General features: G+C 50.2%; 21 protein-coding genes, 1 pseudogene, 1 CRISPR repeat array and 1 riboswitch (1 of these 24 running past the window's edge). Of the genes and pseudogenes, 10 read left to right on the forward strand and 12 right to left on the reverse strand.

The features are described 5' to 3' along the window. The first annotated feature begins 17 nt into the window (after positions 1–17). Genes GN112_RS12480 through GN112_RS12490 form a run of 3 tightly spaced genes read left to right on the forward strand, consistent with a single transcriptional unit; the run spans position 18 to position 2,664 of the window. Positions 18–1,574: a helix-turn-helix domain-containing protein gene (locus tag GN112_RS12480; RefSeq protein WP_155310526.1), complete on the forward strand. Its 1,557-nt coding sequence runs from the start codon at positions 18–20 to the stop codon at positions 1,572–1,574. Beyond that, on the forward strand, positions 1,574–2,362 hold the full coding sequence (locus GN112_RS12485) for an ExeA family protein (RefSeq protein ID WP_155310527.1): 789 nt from the start codon (positions 1,574–1,576) through the stop codon (positions 2,360–2,362). The genes GN112_RS12480 and GN112_RS12485 overlap by 1 nt, the downstream gene beginning before the upstream one ends. Positions 2,363–2,370: 8 nt before the next feature. Then, positions 2,371–2,664, forward strand: a complete 294-nt coding sequence (locus tag GN112_RS12490) for a CHC2 zinc finger domain-containing protein (protein ID WP_155310528.1) — start codon at positions 2,371–2,373, stop codon at positions 2,662–2,664. Between the two features lie 83 nt (positions 2,665–2,747). Here GN112_RS12490 and GN112_RS12495 read toward each other — a convergent pair whose 3' ends face one another. From GN112_RS12495 to GN112_RS12520, 6 genes are all read right to left on the reverse strand, one after another. Continuing rightward, positions 2,748–3,662, reverse strand: coding sequence for an IS91 family transposase (locus GN112_RS12495; RefSeq protein ID WP_231717003.1), 915 nt, complete (start codon positions 3,660–3,662; stop codon positions 2,748–2,750). A 926-nt stretch (positions 3,663–4,588) separates the two neighbouring features. Then, positions 4,589–6,649, reverse strand: coding sequence for a molybdopterin-containing oxidoreductase family protein (locus tag GN112_RS12500; protein WP_155310529.1), 2,061 nt, complete (start codon positions 6,647–6,649; stop codon positions 4,589–4,591). Between the two features lie 415 nt (positions 6,650–7,064). Continuing rightward, positions 7,065–9,164, reverse strand: coding sequence for a sigma-54-dependent Fis family transcriptional regulator (locus GN112_RS12505; protein WP_155310530.1), 2,100 nt, complete (start codon positions 9,162–9,164; stop codon positions 7,065–7,067). Between the two features lie 206 nt (positions 9,165–9,370). Next, positions 9,371–9,709 (reverse strand): hypothetical protein, encoded by a 339-nt coding sequence (locus GN112_RS12510; protein ID WP_155310531.1) that lies wholly within the window; start codon positions 9,707–9,709, stop codon positions 9,371–9,373. Between the two features lie 105 nt (positions 9,710–9,814). Beyond that, complete coding sequence (cobT, locus tag GN112_RS12515) at positions 9,815–10,879, reverse strand: nicotinate-nucleotide--dimethylbenzimidazole phosphoribosyltransferase (protein ID WP_155310532.1); 1,065 nt, start codon at positions 10,877–10,879, stop codon at positions 9,815–9,817. A gap of 18 nt (positions 10,880–10,897) precedes the next feature. Beyond that, on the reverse strand, positions 10,898–11,131 hold the full coding sequence (locus GN112_RS12520; protein ID WP_155310533.1) for a phosphomethylpyrimidine synthase ThiC: 234 nt from the start codon (positions 11,129–11,131) through the stop codon (positions 10,898–10,900). Between the two features lie 110 nt (positions 11,132–11,241). Next, positions 11,242–11,441, reverse strand: a riboswitch (cobalamin riboswitch). A gap of 703 nt (positions 11,442–12,144) precedes the next feature. Between GN112_RS12520 and GN112_RS12525 the strand changes: the two genes are divergently transcribed. The 4 genes from GN112_RS12525 to GN112_RS12540 all read left to right on the forward strand — a co-directional run bounded on the left by GN112_RS12525 (position 12,145) and on the right by GN112_RS12540 (position 15,930). Continuing rightward, complete coding sequence (locus tag GN112_RS12525) at positions 12,145–14,172, forward strand: TonB-dependent receptor plug domain-containing protein (protein WP_155310534.1); 2,028 nt, start codon at positions 12,145–12,147, stop codon at positions 14,170–14,172. A gap of 530 nt (positions 14,173–14,702) precedes the next feature. Continuing rightward, positions 14,703–14,894, forward strand: coding sequence for a hypothetical protein (locus GN112_RS12530; protein WP_155310535.1), 192 nt, complete (start codon positions 14,703–14,705; stop codon positions 14,892–14,894). Positions 14,895–14,896: 2 nt separating this feature from the next. Next, positions 14,897–15,445, forward strand: a complete 549-nt coding sequence (locus GN112_RS12535) for a DUF4198 domain-containing protein (RefSeq protein WP_155310536.1) — start codon at positions 14,897–14,899, stop codon at positions 15,443–15,445. Beyond that, the gene (locus GN112_RS12540; protein ID WP_155310537.1) at positions 15,445–15,930 is read left to right on the forward strand and encodes a hypothetical protein; all 486 of its coding nucleotides are present in this window, start codon (positions 15,445–15,447) and stop codon (positions 15,928–15,930) included. Before GN112_RS12535 ends, GN112_RS12540 begins: the two co-directional genes overlap by 1 nt. Before the next feature lie 216 nt (positions 15,931–16,146). Here GN112_RS12540 and GN112_RS12545 read toward each other — a convergent pair. Next, a pseudogene (locus GN112_RS12545) lies at positions 16,147–17,067 on the reverse strand (uroporphyrinogen decarboxylase family protein); the annotation flags it as partial. A gap of 190 nt (positions 17,068–17,257) precedes the next feature. Between GN112_RS12545 and GN112_RS34325 the strand changes: the two are divergent. Continuing rightward, on the forward strand, positions 17,258–18,514 hold the full coding sequence (locus GN112_RS34325; protein ID WP_231716904.1) for a hypothetical protein: 1,257 nt from the start codon (positions 17,258–17,260) through the stop codon (positions 18,512–18,514). Here the strand turns inward: GN112_RS34325 and GN112_RS34840 are convergent, their stop codons facing one another. Next, a complete protein-coding gene (locus tag GN112_RS34840) occupies positions 18,515–18,640 on the reverse strand; it encodes a hypothetical protein (RefSeq protein ID WP_269434909.1) in 126 nt (41 codons plus the stop codon). Positions 18,641–18,644: 4 nt separating this feature from the next. After that, entirely contained in the window at positions 18,645–19,310 is a 666-nt protein-coding gene (locus tag GN112_RS12555) for a cobalamin B12-binding domain-containing protein (protein WP_155310539.1), read from the reverse strand. 166 nt (positions 19,311–19,476) lie between these two features. Between GN112_RS12555 and GN112_RS12560 the strand changes: the two genes are divergently transcribed. Together GN112_RS12560 and GN112_RS12565 are read left to right on the forward strand one after the other, a co-directional pair. Next, entirely contained in the window at positions 19,477–19,719 is a 243-nt protein-coding gene (locus GN112_RS12560) for a hypothetical protein (protein WP_155310540.1), read from the forward strand. A gap of 133 nt (positions 19,720–19,852) precedes the next feature. Further along, on the forward strand, positions 19,853–20,461 hold the full coding sequence (locus tag GN112_RS12565) for a hypothetical protein (RefSeq protein ID WP_155310541.1): 609 nt from the start codon (positions 19,853–19,855) through the stop codon (positions 20,459–20,461). Between the two features lie 432 nt (positions 20,462–20,893). On the opposite strand, the gene istB is transcribed toward GN112_RS12565, so the two are convergent. The 3 genes from istB to GN112_RS12580 are packed head-to-tail and all read right to left on the reverse strand — an operon-like array spanning position 20,894 to position 23,483. Next, positions 20,894–21,646, reverse strand: a complete 753-nt coding sequence (gene istB, locus GN112_RS12570) for an IS21-like element helper ATPase IstB (protein WP_155310542.1) — start codon at positions 21,644–21,646, stop codon at positions 20,894–20,896. Next, on the reverse strand, positions 21,643–23,109 hold the full coding sequence (gene istA, locus GN112_RS12575; RefSeq protein ID WP_155310543.1) for an IS21 family transposase: 1,467 nt from the start codon (positions 23,107–23,109) through the stop codon (positions 21,643–21,645). The genes istB and istA overlap by 4 nt, the downstream gene beginning before the upstream one ends. Beyond that, positions 23,106–23,483, reverse strand: coding sequence for a helix-turn-helix domain-containing protein (locus tag GN112_RS12580; RefSeq protein WP_155308628.1), 378 nt, complete (start codon positions 23,481–23,483; stop codon positions 23,106–23,108). The genes istA and GN112_RS12580 overlap by 4 nt, the downstream gene beginning before the upstream one ends. A gap of 677 nt (positions 23,484–24,160) precedes the next feature. After that, positions 24,161–24,417: direct repeats of the CRISPR family, unit length 37 nt; unit sequence GTTTCAATCCTTGTTTTGTTGGATCGGTTTCTTCAAC (it continues 1,808 nt past the right edge of the window).

The following is a 24,417-nucleotide window of genomic DNA, read 5'->3' on the forward strand; positions in this document are numbered from 1 at the left end:
TCAAAGGAGGTGATCCGATGGATAAAGAACAAGAAAAGTGGGCCATCTTTTGGTGCGATCTCTTAAGCCCGGTGATTTTCGGAGAGATCGACGAGAAAGCGACGAACCGGTTTCTCAAGGAGTTGGCCCAAGAGCCGCTTCGTTTCCCTGACGGAGAGATCAAAACACCCTCGCTATCCACGCTGAGACGAAAGCTGAACCGTTATCGACAAAGCGGATTCGACGGCCTTGAACGACAAACGCGTAGCGATCAGGGAAAGCCCCGCAGCGTGAGCCCCGAGGTCCTCGCAACGGCCATTGAACTGAAAAAAGAGCAGCCCTACCGCAGCCCCAAGGCCATCAACCGCTTTTTGCAAACCACGTATGCGACCTGTGTGCCCCGCTCCACGCTTTACCGTCACCTGAAAGCCGCCGGCGCCACCCGGATCAAGCTGGGCGTTACCAAGCTGAAGGTCCGCAAACGCTGGACCCGGGAGCACACCAATGATCTGTGGGTCGGCGACTTCGAGGAAGGACCCTACGTCATCGAGAAAAACGATGTCGTACCTACCTGTCTGTCCGCCTTCATCGACTGCCACAGCCGCTTTGTTGTCGAGGCGCGCTATTACTTCAGGCAAAACCTGGATGTACTCATCGATTCGCTGATCCGGGCATGGTCAAACCATGGCGCATCGCTCGAACTGTACCTGGACAATGCCAAGGTGTACCATGCCAACGGGCTCAAGGCCGCCTGTTATCGTCTGAACACCCGGCTGCTCCACCGACCGCCCCGGGACCCGGCGCCCGGTGGCCTGATTGAGAGATTCTTTCAGACCGCCCAACAGCAGTTCGAGGCCGAGGTCCGCGCCGGAGATTTGCTCACCCTGGAACAACTCAATCGCGCGCTGTCTGCCTGGCTGTCCGTCGCTTACCACAAAGACATCCACAGCCAGACTGGAGAACGTCCTGAAGATCGATATCACAACGGTCTGACCATCATCCGCCAGGTCGATATGAGCCGTGTGATCGAATCATTCATGCAAGCCATCCCCCGTACCGTCAACCGGACTTTTTCCGATGTCCAAATCAATAAACGCTTCTACCGGGTGGATCCCAAACTGCGCGGAGACCGGGTAGAGGTCCGCTTCGATCCGTTTTCAACCTGGGACAAGGTCCAGATCCACTCCCTGGACGGGCAGTATCTGGGCACCGGAGTGCTGCATCAACGCCAAACCGGTCTGCCGCTCGCACCAGGCCAAGACCGGGGTAAACCCAAGCACAGCTATACTGACCTGTTAATCCAACAGCACAAAAAGGAACTGGCCGAAAAAACCGCCGGCATCGATTATCGCAAAATCGTCGAACACCGCCGGTGGCCTTTTCACCAATTCGCCAACACCGTGGCCCAGCTTCTCGGGTTTAAAGCCGGCTTGACCGGGCTTTGCTCCGGCGATCTGGAAATGCTCAAGAAGGTCTATAATCAACGTTCAGCCATCGACCGGCAGACGGTCAAGCAAGCCTTTGAAAACGCAAGGCAGCCAAGTGTGCCCTACATCGTCGCCGAACTCAAACAACTCATCAAAGGAGACCGATAATGTTTTTAGCCCATTTTTCTTTAACTGCCCACCCGTTTGCCGAAAAACCGCCCATCGAATGGCTGCAACGCGATCCCCGGATCGAACAGGCGCTGGCAAGGCTTAAATTCTTCGAACAACAAGGCGCCCTAGCCTTGATCCTCGGCCAGACTGGACTCGGCAAATCTTCACTGCTCAGGCTCTTCATCCACGAGTTGCCACACAACCGGTATCATCCCCTTTACCTTCATCTCACTCCCCTCCAGGCCAACGCCTTTCTACGGCTCATGGTCACCAAACTCGGCGAAAAACCCAGGATGGGAAAGGACCGTATGCTGCTGCAGATCCTCGAACGGATCAAACAAAACGAAAAGTGCACCCTTTTAATCGTCGACGAGGCCCATCTGATCGATCCTAACACCCTTACCGATCTGCGCCTGTTGATATCCTCCATCGATGAAGAGGTATCGTTGAAAATTGTCTTGTGTGGTCAGGAGAACCTGAAAGATGTCCTCAAACGTGCCTCGCATGCCGATCTGGTTCAGCGGATCACCCTGCGGTTTGCCTTGCATGCGCTCTCAAAAGAGCAATCCGGCGCCTATATCGATAACCGTATGACCTTGGCCGGTGGAACAGCCAAAACCTTCGAAAGCGAGGCCAAAAACCTGATTCATGACTACACCGGCGGCGTCCCTCGCCAAATCAACAATGTCGCCACGGCTTGCCTGATTAATGCCGCCTCGCGCAACCTGAAAAAAATCGATGACGCCCTGGTTAACGAAACCATGAGCGAATTTAATCTGCCATAGGAGAAACCATGCCTAACCATTACTCAGCAAGTCTCTTGCGGACCCTAAGAAATCGCATCCCCATCGATGCCGTGATTGTCGACATGTTACGGCTGGATATCCGCCCTGATGAAACCTTGCTACGCTTTCGCTGCCCATTGTGCGATCGCTTTCATACGGCGACAAATCCGAAAACCAACCTGGCACGATGTTTTGATTGCGCGAAGAACTTCAATCCGATTGATTTGGTCATGGCCGTTACCCATTGCAGCTTCGTCGATGCGGTGGAACGATTGAAAAAAAGATCCCATTGGATGAGTTGATTAACCGATCAATAGGCAGGAGGGCAATGGGACTCAATTATTGTGGGAATGAAGGAAAGTCAGATAATTCGAGACAAACAGGGTCAACTAAACTGGGACGTAGCATACCTGCCGGGAACATGCGTAACTAAATGAGCGAGCCAGTCCAATGCATCGAAGGTTTTCCGAGTTTTTCCGTCCTTGGAGGTATAGATAACCTTGGCCACGCCGTCTGTGGCTTCCGTAACCGGGATATAAACCATCCGCTCCTGTGAGAAACAGGCCCGGATGATGTATCTGGCCAGATTTTCCAATCCCTTTTCATCCTCCGGCCAGATCCTTTCGCCGATATGAACGTGAAATCCGCTGTGATGCCAGGACATCATGTTTTCGATAACCGCGTCGTTGATTTTCCCCTCTTTCTTGAGCATGGTGAGAACCTCATGCCGAAACGCCTCTGACAGATCTTTACCCGTAATCATGGGCGCCATCTGAAAATCGCTGTCTCCCAGAAAACAGCCGTCCGGCACGATTGCGTGCGCATGAGGATTGAAATTCAGGAAATCACCGTAAGTATGAATGGCGATGCTGGCTCCAGGTGTCGCGTCATCTTGTAAGGCGGTGGATTCAAGACATGCACGTATGACATTCCACGCGCATTTGCTTAATTTCGACAGCAATTTGCGATTATACAGAAAATAGATCCGGAGCCTTTTGGGAATGCTGAACACCCATTGCCGGTGGGGGACCGCTTTCAGAACATTTCCAAGCAGCCACTCGCTGTATTCCACCACCCGTTTCTGATGACAAGATGGGCAGAAGTGACGCCGCTTACAAGAAAATGCCAGGAGATATTCATGACCGCACGCTTCGCATTTAACCCGCGCGAAACCAAAGTGAAGATCCCCGCACTCCAGGTACCGGTGAATGACATTCGTGACATAGTCCTGCCAGAAACCAAAGCGGTTTGCATATTTATCGTCCCAGATCCGTTCCAATTCCTCGAAATGGTCTTCCACGCATTGATAGTACCCTCCAGCGCGCGGATTTCTTGGTTGATATACATTGAGGGCATTGAGGTCGGGCATGGCCTGTGACATGAGATTTGAATGATCCTACCGGTAAAAACACCAGATCGTTCACTGCGGTTGCTTCTTTCATCAATGTAAAGGTTAATGTAAAGCTTATTCATTGACAATGTAAAGCACAACTCTTCACCATACTCTATCTGGTATGTGCAAATGAAAACCGATCTATGTGTTGAGTGGAGGAGGAGTTGAACCGTACCGGCCAAACAATTCTTCCGTGAAGGGACGGATAGCAAGCCCAATATAGGGTTATTGGTATCGGTATCATGATGCATGGAATCTACGTTGGTTGATTGAAGGGGCCGCTGAAGAACTATATCAGGTTGATTATGCATAACAATTGATGATTGGGAAAAAATAGTGCGGAACATTTTAAGCTCGATCTGATACGAGAAAATAGAGGTCCGGGAGTAGGTCCGGGGACGCCCATTAAAGTGCGGGTCACGCCAACCATCTGCAATTAAGGCAAAAATACTGAAAAAGGTGGTCTATTTGGGGGCTATTTTGCGATTTTCAGGGCCAAAAATCGCATTATAGGCCGATTGCGTCTCCCGCAGCTCAAATGCCTCTTCGGTGGGTTGGACCAAGCGGCCTTTTGCCATCACTCCCATGGCGTTCTTTATGCGTTGAATGAAGGACTTATTTCCAACGGCAACACTCTCCGTCCAGCGACTTTGCCTTTTGTTATCAATTTCTTCGAGAGCCGCTTGGCCTCAAAGAGCCATTGAATCCATCGATATCGGTCATGCTTAAATTTCAGCAGGAATTCCCGTTTATGGCATCTTTGGATGATGTGCCAGATTTGATGGACCAAAGAACAAGCAAGATGGTGCAATTATTTTTTGCCGAGGCCCTTATTACCTGCTGATTTCCACGCTCTTGATCGCACACATTAGCGATTTCATGTCCGGGTACCCCAGGATGGGCTCCCTGCATTTGGCGTCTGTTAACAGGTTGGCATTGGCCTGCCCGGACCAGCCATGGGGGACAAACACGATGCCGTCGGCCACGCAGTCCACCACACTGGCTTTCATGAACACGGTTCCCCGGTCCGTGGAAACGCTGACATCATCGCCTTGTTTGATTCCGAAATCTTTGGCGGTGTTGCGGCTCAGTTCCGCCATGGGATGCGGGTCTTGCCCATTTAGCGCATCAATATTGCGGTGCTGGGAATGGGTGTAATAATAGCTGCGGTTGCCGGTTCCCAGGATCAGGGGATATTTTTTTAGATCTCTGTATTTTTTTGACTGGGGGCTCTTGAGCGGCTCCAGGTATGTGGGCAAGGGATCGAATCCTGCCTGCTGCATGGCATCACTGTAAATTTCAATCTTTTTGGACGGCGTTTTAAACGTGCCGTCCGGGATCGTGTAGGATTTTTGCTGGTAGTAATCGCCTTCGGGTTTCTCATTTAACAGGTAGTCAAAGGAAAACCCGGTCTGGCCCAGTTCAAAGGCAACCAGTTCCTCTTCCGATGCCCAGGGGAAATATTCTTCCAGCCCCAGACGTTTTGCCAGTTCCGTGAATAATTTCCATTCGGACCAGCTTTCTTCGTATGGTTCAATGCACTTTTTGCGCAGCATCAGATAGGGAATGCAGTGGCACACATTGTAATTATACGCCACGCCGTATTTTTCCAGGTTGGAGCAGGCGGGCAAAACATAATGGGCTTCCTTTGCCGTATCGGTCATGTACAGATCGTGGACCACCAACAGATCCAGTTTCCTGAATGCCTCCTTGAACGCATTGCTGTCCGGCATGGACACCAGGGGATTTCCGCCGACCACGATAAAGCTTTTTAACAGATCCGGGATATTTTCAGGAACCATGGTCACAACGCCGTAAGGACTTTTCCTGCCCCACAACTCTATGAACAAGGGGTACTTATCGATGCCCAAGGGATCTCCGTCTCCGGCCAGTCCCACATTACCCAAATAGGGCCGGGGACTGATCACCCAGCCGCCGGGTACATTGATATTTCCGGTGATCACCTGAAGAATGGAAAACGCCCGGCTGTTCTGGGTTCCATTGGCGGTCTGATCCTGGGTGCACGTTCCCTGGTAGATGGCGGCGCCCTTTGTGGCGGCAAACATTCGCGCCAGCTTTCGAATCTTATCCGCGGGCACCCAGGTGATCTTTTGGGCCCATTCCGGTGTAAAGGGCTCAATGTGGGGAACCAGCTTTTCAAAACCTTTGGTGTGTTTGTCGATAAAGGCCCGGTCATACCGTTTTTCTTTGATGATCACATGGATCATCGCCAGGGCCAGGGCGCCGTCAGATCCGGGACGAATGGTAAGGACCATGTCTGCATTTTTGGACATGGGGATCTTTTTGGGATCGATGACCACCACTTTGGCACCTTTTTGCATGTTTTTCTCAATGGCCATCTTTAGCGGCAGATCCGACGCATCCGGATTGTGCCCCCAGAGGATATACAGATTTGAATCCAGTTCTTCGGTGGGGTATTTGCCGAATGTGATCTGGCGGGTTCTGATGCGCATCCGGTAACATACGCTTTCTACGGAAAAAAAGTTGGGCGAACCGAAAGCGGTTTTAAAGCGCTGGGTCAATCCGGCAATCTCCATGTTTTCCACGCCGATTGAACCGGAAAACATCCCCATCATTTGGGGCCCGAATTCTTCTTTCAAATCTGACAATTTTCGAGAAATCTCATCCAGGGCCGTTTCCCATGAAATGCGTTCAAACTTTCCATTTACTTTTTTCATGGGATATTTGATGCGCTGAGGGTGATAAATGGTGTCTAAAATGTTTTCGCCTTTCGGGCACAATTCCCCTTTATTAATCGGGTGAGAAGCCAGCCCTTTTACCTCAACTGCTTTTCCGTCTTCAACGGCCACCTTGATGCCGCAACTATGGTAACACAGCGTACAGTCCGTCAGGATTTCTTTTCTTGCTTTCATTTGACCGTCCCCTTTGCAGAATTTTTAATTTAATCGACAAATAGATGCCTTTTGTAAAGAGCACTAAGGCAATTGGGATGCCAAATGAACATACACATAATATTATTTTATATTTCAGTTGGTTAAAATATAACGCGGATGTACTTCAACTACTACCAGCCAACAAATTATCATTATGATAACAATGGCGCTATCATAATGATAATTTGTTGGTTTTTACCTGAAATCAACGTTTCCCTCGCGAGACTTTAAAATATTATAAAATCAGCGAGATAAACGAAACGCTAAGAACGGAAGCAGAACAGCCTGCCGTGCTTTGTTATCAATTTGATAGCATCATTGAGCGCGAGCCGTTTGACCAGGCTGATGAATGGGATTGCAGCCGGCTGGCCATCAGTTTTGCCAGCCTACACTTTCAGGTTATGCCAAGCTGTTTCAACAGTCTTGAAAAGTTGGATCGGGGCATTCCCAGCATTGCGGCCGCATTGGATTTTTTCCCGGAACTCTCTGAAAGGGCCTGCCGGACAAGGCTCTTCTTAAAATTAAAAACCGCTTCGTTCAGAGGCCTGACAACGACCTTGTCCGTGGCCTCCGCAGACATCTCCCGTGGCAGGTCCGTGATGGTGATATTACCTGAACCCGAAATAATCATCAGTCGCTCAATGATGTTCTCGAGCTCTCTGATATTTCCTGGCCAGGAATATTTCAGGAAGATTCCGATGACATCCTTATCGATATGCGCTTTCCCTTTTTTTAGATGGGCGTATTTGTTGATGAAGAACTCAACCAATCGGGGAATGTCTTCCAGCCTGTCCCGCAAGGGAGGCATTATAATGGGAAATACATTGAGCCGATAGAATAGATCGGAGCGGAATGTACCCTGTTCTATCTTTTTTTTCAGGTCCTTGTTGGTCGCGGCAATTACCCTGACATCCATTTTTATGGATGTTGTCGATCCGAGTGGCTGTATTTCACTCTCCTGAAGCACCCGGAGAAGCTTGGTCTGCGTTTTAAGGGAAATATCGCCGATTTCATCCAGAAAAATCGTTCCTCCCTGTGCGAGCTGGAACATACCCGTCCTTCGGTCATGTGCACTCGTAAAAGCACCTTTTTCATGACCAAACAGTTCGCTTTCCAGCAATTCCTCAGGAATGGCGGCACAATTTACCTTAATCAAGGGTTTCAGCTTGCGGGTACTGATCTCATGGATCGTATTGGCTATCAATTCTTTTCCGGTGCCGGTTTCACCATAAATAATGACGCTTGTATTTGTTGAAGAAACGCTCTGCACAAGCGCCATTACTTTTTTCATGGCAGGGCTTTTCCCGATCACGAACTTCTTCTCCCGCTCCGCCTTCATTTTTTCCCTAAGGGAGATATTCTCCTGTTCAAGCTTTCGGGACAAATTCTCCATTCGGCTATTTTGATCAAGGATCTCCTGAAAAGCCAGGGCATTTTTAAGGGCCATGGAGGCCTGCAAGCCAAACGCGGAAAAAAACTCTTCCTGCTCCTTTCCGAAAACATGTCCTTTTGAGATGAAGACCACCAGAATTCCAAGCAATCTGTCTTTTGATCGCAAAGGAACAATTACCTGAGTCGGCTTGTCATTTAGCAGGAATGCCCCCGATTTTTGTAATCCTGTTTTTTTAATTTCCTTTTCCAGTATTGGAAATTCTGTTTGCATATATGCATCATCCAGCCCGATCTGAAATGCCTTCCCAAACCTTTCGCCCTCCCACAAGTGGACAGCACAGACCGGATGACCCAATCCCTTAACCAGGGAAAGGGTAAGCTCAAGGACCTCATTCACACCAATATTCTTGTTCAGGCTGCCGGAAATCTCAAAAAGAGTGGACAACTCTTTCATTTTTAGCTGTAACTGCTCATTGGTTTGGGCGAGTTCCAGCGTTCTTTCAGATATTTTCTTTTCAAGCAAGGAGGTAAAACGCTCCTTTTCCTCAAAAAGTGCGGCATTTTCAATGGCAAGGCTGATATGGCCGGCAAACAGTTCAAGGGTCTTGATTTCTTCAGGCATAATTGGTTTTCGGCTATAAACCTTATCTGCTGTCAACACGCCCAGAACTCCAGAACGGCCTTTCAGTGGAACAGCGCAATACTCCTTTGAGTCAGTGATTTTCAAACGTTTCCGGCTTACCCGTTTATCTGTCCAGGCATCGCTCACATAAATCGATCTTCCGGACTGGACGACCAATACTTCAACTGCCGTCTCGTCCATTTTAAAGCCCTTCAGATTTTTAACGGTAAAGCCTTTCTCCTTTTTAATGCGGTCAAGGGATGCAACGCAACGGAGAAAATTATCTTCCAGAAGATAGATCAGCCCCCTCTCGAAGTTGACGCCGATGACCGCCAGTTCCACCATAATCTGGAGAAGCCGTTCCATTTTCATGGTCGAATGGATCTTCTTATTCATCTCGGCAAGACTGTTCAGCTCTCTAAACTGCCTTTCAATAACTTCGGTATAATCCTTTTTATCTTTGTTCAAATCTTTTGTCATTCCTTGTCACCTGCAGGCTGGCAATGGCGGCGATGAATGCCCCATCTCGAAAAAAAATATACAAAATGCCTATAACCGCTGCAGTGTGATACCGTCAAGAAATTAGGTGGACTCTCGACTTTCGTGGCAATGATCGTGGGGGCAACCTGTACCTCGCCAGATTCCAGTTGGCTAGAATATGGCTCAGTATATCTGTAGTTCTTGTCCTATGTGCTTAGGATCGGCCACGGATTGGGATAAAGATTCATGTTCAGGCATTGTTTTGCGGCATCCGCAGGGACCAGGGCGCTGAGCCGCGCCAGTCCCAGCGGGTAGACCTTCTCACCGGCCCACAGATGGGAAGTGGGACACTGGATTATCAGTATTCTCATTATGGCGCACACATAGTGAAAATTACGCGTCGCATAGTCGCTGTGGATAGCCAGCGATCCGGGTTCAGGGGGGCGGTCCGGCCATGCCACCGCCGATGTCAGGCCGGACCAGCCGACCTTCATGTAACCGCGGTAGAGAATAAAATCGCCTATGTAGTCCACTTCGCCGGGCACCAGAAACCGCCGGGAGAGCTGGCTACGACTACCGATCCATCTTGTTTCAGAACCAAAATCGAAATCGGGATCGCTATCGAAATCGATTTCGATAGCGATTGTTGACTATGGTTTTTGTGCATCCGCGATGGCCACCTCTTCAAATGTCTTGATATCGCAGAGCACCCGCGTCGACGCATCGAGCAATTCCATGGCCACGGCCGCACCGGTCCCCTCCCCCAGACGAAACCTGAGGTCTATCAGGGGTTCGACGCCCAGGCGTTCATGCATGAAGGCATGGCCCACCTCGACGCTGCGGTGGCTGGCAAAAAGATACGCCTTGGCCGCCGGGGCCAGTTCGCAGGCAATCAGCGCACCGGCCGTGGCGATCAAGCCGTCGCAGACCACGGGAATTCCCGCTGCGGCCGCACCGATGACCAAGCCGGCCAGGCCGCCAATTTCGAACCCGCCCACCTTGGCCAGTACGTCCAAGGGGTCAGTGGGGTCCGGCCGGTGCAGGTCCAGGGCCTTTTCGATCACGCGGATCTTGTTGGCCAGGGCGGTATCGTCAATGCCGGTACCCCGCCCGGTGAGTTTTTCCACGGGAATTCCCGAAAAAGCCGCGATGACGGCCGACGACGGCGTGGTGTTGCCGATGCCCATATCGCCGGTGCCGAGCATGTCCAGCGGCCCCTCGGCCATCAGTTCGTTCACGATCTCGATACCGGCGGACACACTCTGTTCGGCCTGCTCGCGGGTCATGGCCGGCACGCGGGCGAAGTTGGCCGTGCCTTTGGACACCTTTTTGTGGAAAATGGGCAGCTGCGGGTCGAAGTCGTAATTAACCCCCAGGTCGGCGGCGATCACCCGCGCCCCGGCATGCTTGCCGAGGACGTTAATGGACGCCCCGTCGTTGACGAAATTGAACACCATCTGGGGCGTTACCTCCTGGGGAAACAGGCTCACCCCCTCCTCGGTCACGCCGTGGTCTCCGGCGCAGGTGATGATCACCTTATGGGGCAGATGCACGTCCAGCGTCCCGAAAATAGCCGCCAGCCGTGCCGAGACATCCTCAAGCATACCCAGGCTTCCCGCCGGCCGGGCCTGGTCGGCCAGCCGCTGCCGGGCCTGGGCATAGACGGTTTCATTCAGCGGTTTGATGGTGGCAATACTTTTCTCAATCAGATTCATGGGTTCCTCCTTCGGCAATCAACCGATAGAATTCCTTCTCGGTGGGCAGGGCGAGGCATTGACCTTGGTACGCAGGCCCCGGCCAATGCCGACCACCTTCTGCATTTTTCGATAGGGATTGTTGGGGATGACGATCTGGCCCTCGGCCACACGCTGGCGAATGGTTTCCGCGTCGATGTTCTCGTCGGCAGCCACCGTCTGCATCTGCTTGCTGAGGATGCCTTCCCCGGCCAGTTCAATCTGTGTCTTCATGGTGAGTTCCCTTCCTGTGCTCGGAACCGGGCGCAAAGCGGGGCTCGCCCAATTAAAAAAACCCCGGACCGAAATTGGAAATTTCCGTCTGGGGTTTTGCCGTCACCACCAGGACACATTGTTTCACGGCAGGTCTTCTGACTCACGGATCGTCCTACCGGCCGCCCCTTCCCGCATCGTTTCGATCAGGTCCACACGATACAGTGGTCATGGCAGCTTTCGTCCCCGTTCACAGCGACGGGTTCGTCCCGGAATCACACCGGGTTCCCTATTATCCTCAACAAAAGGCACCGCAAAGCATCATCTAATTCTGGCATAGCATGTAAATGAACGATCGGCGGCTGTCAATGGAATTCTTGGCTATCTGCCCTGGCCTATCTCCGATATCACAAATTCCGACCTGCCCTTATTAAGACGATTGGCGGAAAAGAATATACCAGGATGCGCAGGATTTTCATTCGTCTTCAAGGCGGGCTTTTTTACGCATAGTGGGGCTATGTGTGGAAAAGCCCAACGTAGAAGACGGATGAAAAGACAAGCAGGCGGGTATATTCTTTGACAGAAATCGCCTAAGGTGTATACGGAAATAACAGTCACGCCGGATTGGATATTGGGAACATTGTTCGAGATTGGGGCCTTTTTTGGGGAGCAGTCATATTATAAACGTCTTATTATAGAGACAACCTATTATTTTTATACGTTAAGCCTATTTACTCGCGATACTAAGAACACCTTGACTTATGAGCAAAAACTAGATAAAAAAGTTTCCCTAACTCGCAGCCGAAGCTGCACACCATAACTTTAAAAAAAATCAGCCGAAGCGAATCAAATATCCTGCCTTGTAGGGCAGGACATTCAAAATAACCGAAGATAAAGCACCACGAAGGTCTGTTATCCTCTATTGGAGAAACAGCTTCGTGGTTTTTTATTTTCTATAGCAATGTCTAACCAGTGAACGAGTGCTGAAATTTCATAATCACATATTCATAATGAAGTAGATAAGGAGGCGTCAGATGAAGCGTGGGATATTTTATATATGGATTGGGATGATTGCCCAGATTATCAATCCCGTCAATGGGCTCTGTGCTGATGAGCCGCCCGATTACTACAAGCTCGACGAAGTAGTAATCTCAGCCACACGTTCGGAAACTTCTGTTTTTGATGCGCCCCAGAGCGTTACCGTGGTTTCGGAAGAGGAAATCATGGCATCGCCATTTGAAAGACTCGAAGATATCCTTAGGTACACCGTTGGATTCCAGAACTTTAGTCATTATGGGCAACAGACCGGTGGCGTGTCCAGTCATTTCTCATTTAGAGGGGTCGGCCGTAACCGCACGCTTATGTTGCTTGATGGCGTTCCACTCAATGACAATTTCAGCAATTCGATTGCATGGGTGGCCTGGGGCCTGATTCCCAAAGAAAGTATCGCGCGAATCGAAATCGTACGTGGACCGACATCCGCCGCCTATGGATCGGAGGCTTTGGGTGGCGTCGTCCACATCATTACCAAAAAGCCAGCGGAGAAACAGGAAACCAGTCTGAAATTTACCGCGGGATCGGAAGATACCTATGGCGGTACGGCTTTTCACTCCCAAAGCATATCCCGTTTCGGGTATCTGTTGTCTGGTGGTTACGAAGAAAGCGACGGTTTCTACATGGTGGATCCCGAGGGAATTGAAGACTATACCCTGAGGCGCTACCGGGAGGTCGGCAAAGGGCTGGGCAAAATGACCTATACTTTGGGTGATCACACCAATCTGTCGTTAAGCGCGCTTTACTATCAACATGAAATGGGTAAGGGGCGTGAGTATTTTTATGACGATCTGCAAATGGATCAGTATCGCATCGGGCTGACCCATCGGGGAGACCGAATGGACTGGTCAGGCCTGGTGTACTTGAACCGTGCCGAAAAAACCGCCTATCAGGACAAATTCGTCAATTCAACCGGTTCCTATATCCCTGACCGTGAAGAGACGTTTCCTGAAAACCAGGTCTGGGGCGCCGAAATTCAAAATACGGCGCGTTTGTTCAGCAGCCTCACGCTAACAACCGGCTTGGCCTACAAGCGCATCGCCATGGATTATGATGTGGATTATTTGACCAGCGACCGCGATGTCGGCGCCTCCGGGCGGCAGGAAACCCTGTCTCCCTTCATGGATTTGACAAGCGAATTCCTTGACGCAAGGCTCATCATCAACGCTGGTATCCGTTATGATTATATTCGTAACTATGATGGTCAAAGTTGGGATACAAGCACCAATTCTAATGATACATATGATTCGCAAACATGGGACAATTTTTCTCCAAAAGCCGGCATCGTTTTTCGCCCAGAAGGAATTTCAAGTCTACGCACATCAATTGGCACCGGCTTCAGGGCGCCCAGTCTCTTCGACCAATATAAACTGCATGTGCGCGGTGGGGGGACAAGCATAAGGTTTCCCAATCCAGACCTTGATCCCGAAAAGATCGTCACCTGGGATATTGGCGGTGAGCGGCTCTTTTTCAATAGGTTGTGGGCAAGACTGGCCTACTACCAATCCTGGGCTACCGATTACATCGGCAGCCGAACCCTGAGAACCTATACTGTTGGAAGCAAAACTTATAAAGAAAGCACGTACGATAATATCAGCGATGTCGACATCCACGGTGTGGAGGCGGAGTTGGAATATGATATCGGGTATGGTCTGACAACGTTTTTCAATTACAATTACAATATTTCCAAAATCGCCAAGGACGAAGAAAATCCTGAACTCGAAGGCAAATACCTTTCGGGAGAGCCCCAACACAAATACAGGGCTGGTCTGACTTATCGAAATCCCGACTTGATCAATGCATCCATTGCTTTCAGGTACAATGTCGATGAATACGCGGACTCCGAAAACACTGAAAAAGTCCCCGACTACATGACCCTTGATCTGTCCGTCTGGAGAACGTTCTTTGATATGGTTACCCTACGCCTTAATGTGGAAAATGTCACGGATGAGGACGAGTATATCGAGGATGGAACATTGTATTACGGTTCGGTTCAGATCGATTTTTAACTTCGCTTATAGAAAAGCGCCCTTCACGACAATAGATCGAGATGTAATATGGAAAAACCGTTGCCATGATTGACGGGGGAGATGCCTGCGTGTATGGTCCCACATTGGGCTGTCTGCTTGTTGGGCTGGATGATCGCTACTATCAGTGTTTAAGATAATGTTTTTGGCAAGGCCAGAGAGAGGAAGCCGTATAATGACTACCGCGACGACCGATAACGCAGCCCAAAAACATTATCTTGAATACTATATGAGGTCATTCCCGGCATGGGTGGGGCTTGGTTCTAACTTCGCCCACCTGGATTTAGGAACGATTAAAACGGGTTGACCCCATATTACCTCTCGTTCCCACGCAGAGCGTGGGAACGAGGGGGTAAGTGGACGAAGTTAGAACCAAGCCCCATAAAACAAATAGATGAAAAATGGCTCGGACTTGTGGTCATTGGCGAATGTGTCCGTTGAACACTTAACCGGCTTCGCCACAGGAGCCTTCCAAAATGCACGAGGCATCGATGTGAAAAGGAGAACGATCCATGGCATTACAGACAAATAGATTTACTCGACTTGTAGTTGCAGGTATTTCCTTGCTCAGTATTCTGATTTCAACCGGTACAGTCTTTGGACATCACCTCTGGATTATCCAGAATGGCGATGGATATATGGTTGCCCGTGGCGCACTTCCTGATCGTTTGGATTCCTATGATCCGATGATCCGACAGCTGTAAAGATGATCAAAGCAGTAGACCGGGAAGGCGGTGAGATCCCGATTACGCGGATTGCGGAAAAAGAAAAGGCGTTATTTCGGGCGGAACGTCCGACGTGCCTGGCGGCCGTGCGCTGCGAGTGGGGTGGCCGGGTCGAAACCACCCGGGGCAAGAAACTGATGACCCGGCAAGAAGCCGAAAAGCAGGGTTTCAAGGTCCTCAAGGCCTTCACATCCACACAGACTTCGAAGACGATGTTCGCGGAAACGACAGCCATCAGCAACCCTTTGGGGCTGGTCTTCGAGGTGGTGCCGCTCAAAAGCCCCTACCGGCTAGGTCCGGATGAGCCACTGGAGGTAAAGTTGCTCTTTGACGGGGCGCCGCTCAAGCACGCCGTGGTCTCCCTAAACGATCAAACCCGAACGGAAACTGATGCCCAGGGCATTGCCAGGTTTGCCGTGAAGCAATCGGGCCGGCAGCTGATCGCTGCCAAGCACATCGTGCCGGTCAAAGATAATTCCGAGATTGACTACCTGAAATTCATGACTTTTTTCATATTCGAGGCAAAGTGATGAAAGAGGTTATTTTATTTTTCGGAGGTCTTGCCCTTATGTTGATTACTGCCCTGGGAATGCCTGCACAGGTTGATGCCCACGGTACTGGCCACAGGGTCTTAAACGGTGAACACCTGGTAGCATTGGAATTTTACTATTCCGATCAAACCCCCATGCGCTATGCCGAGGCATTGGTGTTCAGCCCCAATGACGCGGAGGTGGAGCACCAATATGCACGCACCGATCAACACGGCAAGTTTGTTTTTTGTCCCGACGCAACGGGGCAGTGGGTGGTCAAGGTCAGTGACGGCATGGGGCATGCGGAACAAGCAACCGTCATGGTCAAGCCGGAGAAGGCTTCTGGGTCGACCACGGTCCCGTCGGTCCCTGCATCCTTCACAGGACAAGGCTCCATGGCCACGGGGATCAAGGCGGTGGCCGGATTGAGCCTCATTCTAAATGCTTGTTTTGTATTTTATTTCGTGAAGCGGCGTACTAAATAATCCGTACACTCATCCGAGATCTCAAGATCGATTTTCAGGTTCAGGCTTGCTGCAGAACTATGGCTATATGCGTTAATGCCACATATTAAATCGTGTAACCGAACAAAGAAGACCAACCCCAATATGTAATGGCTGGTCTTCCTTCATAATATTTGTGATTAGCTTGTGATTCGGTCGTATATCGCAGGTTTTTCAGAATACGCCTCTCGGCAATAATCAGAATATGGATTCCCGAAATTTTGTTACGGAATGCTTTATAGCATAAACATTTTCCACAGGTGCAAACACCGGGAGGTCGCATCCCAGCGCCAGAATAAAACCCGCATCAACATTTTTGCCTTGCTCAAGGGATTTCCGGCAAATTTCATCTACTTTCTGGAGAGAAGCGGATTGGATGATCTGGGGATCGACGTTGCCGTAGATAATATCTTCCGGGAAAAAACGGGCTGCCTCATTGATCTCCACCTCATGGCCGATGCTGATGATGGCCGGATGGTGCCAGTCGGCTATGCTTGAAAGATAGGGCAGGTTTCGCTTTTGCTCCCCGCAGATATGGAAGAAATATCGCGTGATTCCTGACCGGTTTAACCGGTTGATATATTTTTGATGACTGGGCAGGGCAAAGCGTTCAAAATGTTTGGGGGAGATCAGCTGGTTGCTTTCCATGGGGCTGCTGTTATACACGGCGATGTTTTCACTGCCAAAGGTCTCGATCCAATAATCCAGCACGTTGAAGATATGGTCAAACGCCATGTCAATCAAATGGTCACACAGATCGGGCTTTCTGATCATCCATCGGCCAAACCATTCCATACCGCAGATATTGGCCGCCATGGTAAAGGGTGAACGGTGGTGAAACCAGACAATGCCGCCGGTTCGATGTTGAAGCCTTGAGAACTGCATAGCGGTTTCAATTCCCCCGGCGGTTTTCGGGTCTGGTGCCTCGAGCGCCAGAACGCCTGATTCGTCACTGACCGGGTGGGCAACCACTTTCATGGCCTGGTCAAGTGGGCTTGATGGCAGCCGGACATCCCCTCCGAAGTCATGGGCACCCAGAATGGTATGGCGGATGATCCGAGGCAGGGGAGCAAAACCGAAACGCTTTTCTCCCTCAAGCCTGGCGTTAAAGCTCTTTTCCGGATCTTTAAACGCATCGGCTGATTATAACGGATTTTGGGGAGTTTGATTCCAATAAGCCGAACATACAGTGGCCTATCCCCCGACAAAAACACAACATGTTGATATTATTGAAGATTTGAGTCTAGACTTTTTACTAATAATTTTATATAGTTAGAGACACATCCCGCCAAAGGAGGTCTCTAACTATATGGGAATAGCAGATACAAGATCCGCTAACCGAAACAACAGAATCATATGTTTGCCCTTTTCTCAAGGCAATTATGAATGCAACATACTCAACCCGGTTGATTTCAGAACTTCCGTAAACAAAAGGATCGAACTGTTTCCGGAATTATTCCCGGCTGAAATCGAAAATGGATATCGGATGAAGGATCTTTATTACTCAAAAAAACAATCCATATGGATCCGTCGAATTAAAATATCCGGTGTTGCTTACACCATTCGTCCTTCATTTGTACTGCCATACCTCGTTGGATTTGTTGACGAAATCGAAGATGCAATGTTTTTTAGAAAGTTCGACATACCATTTTGGGCCATAAGTCGTGTTTTCGGAAAAGATCCCATGTATTGGTATCGAATCGAACAATCTATCGGGCGAAACAGCATTGTCGGAACAACTGTCCGAAATCCTCAAGATGTTCCCGAACATCTTGCCGCTGATGAAAAGCATACTCGAATTTTAGGTGAAAAAACGTATGTGGCCACGACAGTTGGTGATGGCTGTATTCTCGGTGCAGCCGTTGCCAAAGACGCCGGAGAACAAGCGTTAACAGATGCGTATCAAGTGTACAAACAAGAGGCCCAGTGTATAAAGCCGGAATATTCACCGGAAACCGTGAATATGGACGGCTGGAAAGCCACCCGAAATGCGTGGCAATTCCTCTTCCCGGCAGTAGTTATCATTTGCTGTTTTCTTCATGTGTTTATCAAAATTCGTGACCGTGCCAAAAAGAAATACCGAGATATTTTTGAAAACGCCGCATCAAAGCTATGGGAGTGTTATCGCGCTGAAAGTAAGGCATCGTTTTCCCAAAGAATAAGAAGGTTGTACGAATGGTGCGAAAAGAATGCTGTGCCATCCGTTATCATAGATCCCATAACGAAGTTACGGAAAAACATTGCCGCCTATCGTGTTGCCTACGATCATCCTAAAGCACACCGAACCAGTAACATGGTTGACCGGTTGATGCAAAGAATGGATCGCCACCTGTACAGTACCCAATATTTTCATGGATCGATGGATGCAGCGCAGTTGAGTATTCGAGGATGGACGCTCATCAATAATTTTTCACCATACAATCCTCGAACGGTTAAGTTGCACAATGGATTTAAAAGTCCGGCGGAACAGCTAAACCAATTCAGATATCACAACAACTGGTTGCAAAACTTGTACGTTTCGGCTTCTTTGGGTGGGTACCGGAGACCTCCCCAAAATCCGATATAATCAGGCATCGGCAACGGACAACCCTGCCGCAACACTGGTAAAGCCGGTGTCGATGCTGCCCAGGGCCATCGTCGTCATCGGGTCAAAACGATACGTGGCTGCGAGTTTTTCCCACCAGTCGTCCATTGTCTTACTCCTGCACTGTAGAGGACATTAAGCGCTCGGCTTCATTGACGCCGGCGACAATATCCGGTGCATACCCGTCCGCGCCGAATTTTCTGGCCACGTCCTGTGACATGGGGGCACCGCCAACCATGACTTTTATATCAGGATTCAGGTCTCGGATGCTCTCAATAACCGTAGGCATGACCATCATACTGGTCGTCATCAGTGCCGACAGGGCCACGATATCCGGCTGAACCGCTTTCGTCTGCTCAACAAATGTCTGGCAGGAGACATCCTTGCCCAGATCATAGACGTCCCAGCCCGAAGCGATAAACATGGCCTTGAGCAGATTCTTGCCGATGTCATGGATATCGCCTTCAACGACGCCGATGATAATTTTCCCCGCTTGTTGCGATTGGTTTTGCGCGTTAAGATGGGGTTTCAGAATATCCAGACCAGCATACAGGGCATCCGAGCAAAGCAGCAGTTCCGGTATGAAATATCTGCCGGCCTTGTAGTATTCTCCGACCTTAGCCATGCCGGCCGTCAACCCCTGTTTGATCGCGGAAACGGGGTCCAACCCCGCATCAATCACCTTTTTGCAAAGCTGTTCACTAAGGGCTTCATCATAGTCTATCACGGCCTGGCTCAACTGCTGATACAGCGTTTGATTTTCTTTTAGGTCCACCATTCGGGCACCGCCTTAACATTTAATCGTCTTAATCTATAGTCAGTGGCATAGCTGTCATTTACCATCTTGTCAATATTCAGACCTGTTTTCAGAAATCATGAATCATCGATTTCATCCTTCATTTGGCATTTGGGCTTTGGCATTTTCCCGCTTTCGGGAATGGTGCATGTTCAGGAAAGGCTGGTTGTTGATTTTACTTGCGGTTGTCCTGCACATCTGCCTGGACAGGGTTGTCGATCGTGCGCCGCTGATAAAAAGGGCCGTGATCAATTCATCGAAGCTGGCAATGAAGGCGAAAATCGCCGCTGTGAGCAATCCAGGCCGGATCAGCGGCAGGACGATAGGAATGAAAGGCAGTTGCCTGTTCGCCTTTGCATCACGCAACATATTGTATTTATTTTGCTCTTGACTTGCCCAGGGCGGCTCACTATACTTCGTTACAGAAAAAGCGAAAACATACCGCGACGACCGATAACGCAGCCCAAAAACACTATCTTGAATGCTATAGCTTTTCTGCAGGAAAGGATGGCAGGGGGGGATTCATGGCCTACGCAAGAAAGTACGAAACCTATGAAGTAAGAGAATTGCTGAAAGGCGCCGAGGGTGTCGTCTCGCCGGTAACCGGCCAGGATGCCCACTCACGAATACTGCATGCCAAATCGATCCACGGCGGGGAGGGTGTCACCGATACCGATATGCTCGACCGGGTTACTTGGATGGGAAGTGAAAGCAAAAACGCCTTTAAAAAGCGGGGCGGCAAGACGCTGACTTCCGCCTTCCCGAATCTTATCCTGCAGGGTTCCGCGGCCACCCAGGCGCTCAATTCGACGGCCGGCCAAAACGGTCTCGCGGTGTTCGACTCTCCGGCGCATACCGGAAAAAAACTGCGTCTCTTTTTGAAGGTGGCGAACATCAAGGAGCACGGATTTCTGCCGGAGACCACGGCCCCCTCCGTAGTCCTGGCCAAGGGCGGCAAGAAGAAAAATACCTCCAACCTGGGAACCGGCGTGACCACCGGCGTGGTGATGATCGTCGACCGGGGGATGTCGGAGATCCATATCCAGACTTGTTACCCGAACAGCCAAGTGCCCGCGCAGACCAGCTGGTCGGTTACCGACATGGCCACGAAGGTTAAGCTGGCTTCGGGATAGGGTTGCCGGGTAGTGCTGTTTTTGTTGGTTACCCTTGATACCCTATCGAAGCCTCAGCCCCATTACAGATACTTGTAAAAAGCACAAGCGAGCATATTCCGTACTCTTGATGGTTAAGAGCCCTACTCATGGTTCAAGCCTTGTTCTTTTAGAGTGGATGGTTTCAATCCTTGTTTTGTTGGATCAGTTTCTTCAACAGAATGTCCTTAACCCCAGTGTATCGTTTGGTCAAAGTTTCAATCCTTGTTTTGTTAGATCGGTTTCTTCAAGACGGTTAGCTTCATGGCCCTATCTGAGGACATGGACAGTGTGAGCGGCGGTCTGAAGATGCTGTATTTTCGGCGGTTTGAATTTGCTTAACCATGAGTTGGCAATTTTAGCTGCCGGATCTCTGTATAATGAGCATCCGGCAGCCTTTTTACGCGACATTAATCAATCTATTTGCTCTTTCATGCGATAGCTTTTTCCTTGGATAAGAATCGTGTCGGCATGATGAAGCAGTCGATCAAGAATGGCTGAGGTCAGCGTGCTGTCGTTGTTGAAGATTTCCGGCCAGTCCTTGAAGGCACGATTTGATGTGATAACAATCGGTCCCTGCTCGTAGCGCTGGCTGATGACCTGGAATAGCAGATCCGCGCCGGTTTTATCGATGGGCAAAAATCCAAGCTCGTCAAGGATCAGCAACGAGGGGCGGATGTATTTTTTCAACTCCTGTTTCATGCGTCCTGCGGCTTGAGCCGCGGAGAGCGTATTGATCACGTCGATGGCGGTGGCGAACAGGACAGTATATCCCTTAAGGCAGGCCTCGTACCCCAAAGCGGAAGCCAAATGGGTTTTTCCAAGGCCCACGCCACCGAGAAAAATGACATTGGCCGACTGCTCGATAAATTGTAGCCTGAACAATTGCTGGACCTGAAGGCGGTTGATTTTTTTCGGCCAGGTCCAGTTGAATGCATCTATGGTTTTGATCACGGGGAAGCGTGCCATTTTGATGCGGCGCTGGGTGGATCGGTCTTTTCTCAAAGCCGCTTCCCCGTCGGCCAGTTTTTCCAGGTAGTCCTCGTGGGACCAATTGCCTTTGGCGGCTTGTTGGGCCAGTGGGTCATGCTGCTCGCGCATAAACGGCAGCTTCAGGTATTTAAGATTCCGGTCAAGGGGCGGCTCCGGGAGTTGCTGGTCAGTCATGATGTCTCCTTTTCATAAATGCTCAAATCGGGTGATTCCACCGTCAGGTCCAAGAGATCTTCACGGCGGGTCAGGTGCAGGGCGCCGGGTTGGGGGAGTTGACGGCCTCGTTGTTCGAGCAGGTTGGCGATGTACTCACAGGAAAAAGCCTGGAAGGTAAAGGCGTCCTCCAGGGCTCGGGCGACACTGTTAGGATCGTAAATTTCGCTCAAGGCAACGATTTTTTGCACGTGATGATAGGGGTTCATGCGGCGTTGTTCGAGTTTTTGATAGTACTGCGCGGATTTGGGCGACAGGGATAAAAACCGCATAACGATTTTCTGTTCACGGGCTTTTTTGCGCCACAGCAAAAGTTGTTTGGGATGATCCGGGTCTTCGATATCCTCGCGGCGATCATAGCTGCGGATATGGCGGGCAATCAGTTTATTGTCATCGTAAAGGCAAATCCGGTCGGGGTAGGTTTTCAAGGTCAGTTGCCGACCGGCATACTCGGCCGGCACCGAGTAATGGTTGCCATCAACCGGTACGCGGAACTGGCTCGACGCCCGGACCTGACAGACCGTAGCGATGTCGAAGCGGTTTGCCGGCAACGGGTTTAAGCAGGAGCGCTCTTTTTCAAAACGTGCAATGGGCTGTTCATTGGTTTTGCCGTGGGTACGTACGTTCGCCACCGTGTCGAGCCAGTGCCGGGTCGCTGGGTGGATGGCCGAAAAATCGGAGATATCCAATCCGGCCAGAAGGTTCTTTTTTACATAGCCGACACCGTTCTCCACGCGCCCCTTTTCATTTCCCTTGCCCACGTTGCAAGCTGTGATCGTAAAGCCGTAATGGTTTGCAAAGTCCAGGTATTTGGGATTGAACACCGGCGCCTTTCCCACAATGCGCTTGAGCACGGCGCTCTTGAGATTGTCGACCATGATTCGTTGGGGAACCTTGCCGAAAAACTCAAAGGCACTTTGATGGCAGCCCAAAAAATGTTCCATGGTTTGCGAGACGGTGAACTGCACATACATCAAGCGGCTATAGCAAAGCACCATGACAAAAAAGCTGAGCCGTCTTCGGGTATTGCCGACATTGACGGAACCATAGGATCCCCAATCGACCTGGGCGCATTCTCCCGGCGCGAATGATAGCGTGAGAAAGGCGTTTGGTTTGGGCGGCCTTACTTTGCGGACGTAGTCCTTGACGATGGAATATTGGCCGGTAAAGCCCTGTTCCCGGATGCGTTGAAAGATCTGTGTCGCGGTATAGGGATGGGTTTCGAGCAGGCGGACAATATCCCTTTTGAAGGGGTCGAGCTTGCTGGGGCGCGGGGTGCCCTGGCGTGGCTTATACTGGGTTTCATTCAGCCATTTTCGGATGGTTCTGACGTCCATGGACAGTTCACGGGCGATTTGTGGGGCCGTCAATCCGTCGTTTGCGCTCAGATGGTTGATTTTGCAGTAAAGGGCATAATCGATCATGACCGACCCTCCGCGATGCGCTTGAAAATCTGTTCAACCGACTGAAGGCCACCGCTGGTTCTTACCGGCTCGGGGTCGATGGCTAAAACCTGATATAACGGCTTTCGATAGGCAATCAGGCCGATATCAACCAGTTCGCTGCGAACCCGTATGACCTCCGGTTCGTCCATCCCCAGGCGCTGGGCCAGGGTTCGGTCGGAGTAATAGCTCATACCTTTTGCATCGGAGACGGTGACCAGGAACAGATACAATGCCGCCGCTTTGTGAGTGCAGCGATCGATATAGTGTTCACTGACCAGGCGGTGATCGAGCCAACTGAACTGTTTTGGGACTTTTCGGATACGATCGGGGCAAATTGGGTGCTTGGTTACCATGATGGCCTCCTTTATATTGAGGGTTAAGGATATCGTCGCCAAATTGTTGCATACGACGGGCGGCCATTGCGATGTCATCTTGTAACGCATACCCGGTTAATTGAGCGATAATTCCAATTAATACAGAGGATTGGCATGTTAAGAGATCTTGTAACGCATGGTTTGTAAAATCGGTATTATTGTCTGTATTTTCTGCATGTTGTCGATTTAAGGGATCTTGTAACGCATCGACGCAGGTTTTGGGCTTTCGGCGCGAGTATCCTGGATTGGTCTCGCGCCACCGCTGAACCCGTTCGACATTATCCGCCCCGCGGAAGTAATCAACGTTCTCTGGTTTTTGGCACCACCGTTTCTGGCTATCGGCTTTGCTGGCCTTACGGCACGCGGGTCTGCGACAGTACCTTTGACGTTTTCTGTTTCGCGGGTCAGGAACGAATAACCGATGGCAATGCCGACATTTTTTCCGCTTTATCCTGGACATTGGGCACGCTCCTCCTACGTGCCAATGTAACAAAAGTTGGTATTATTTGGGGGCCCGGATTTAGGCAAGAAAATTGGTGAAGAAAAAGAGAAGAAGATAGGTTTTAAACCTATTGTGGAAGAAAATTAAGGCGGGGATAACCTGACATTTTCAGATCGTCAGGAAGAAGACAAAATCAGATTATCGCTGGCAGACAGTTTCAATCCTTGTTTTGTTGGATCGGTTTCTTCAAGCGGCCCGGTGAGTGCCTTCCAGGGTGGGGATACTGAGTTTCAATCCTTGTTTTGTTGGATCGGTTTCTTCAACCAAAGGCGTGAGTCCAACAAGCTTATCGTTGTTGTGTTTCAATCCTTGTTTTGTTGGATCGGTTTCTTCAACATGAACCATCGGAGGTGCTACACCATTCCCCATGCTGTTTCAATCCTTGTTTTGTTGGATCGGTTTCTTCAACGA

The sequence above is a fragment of the Desulfosarcina ovata subsp. ovata genome, assembly GCF_009689005.1.
GTDB classification, from domain to species: domain Bacteria; phylum Desulfobacterota; class Desulfobacteria; order Desulfobacterales; family Desulfosarcinaceae; genus Desulfosarcina; species Desulfosarcina ovata.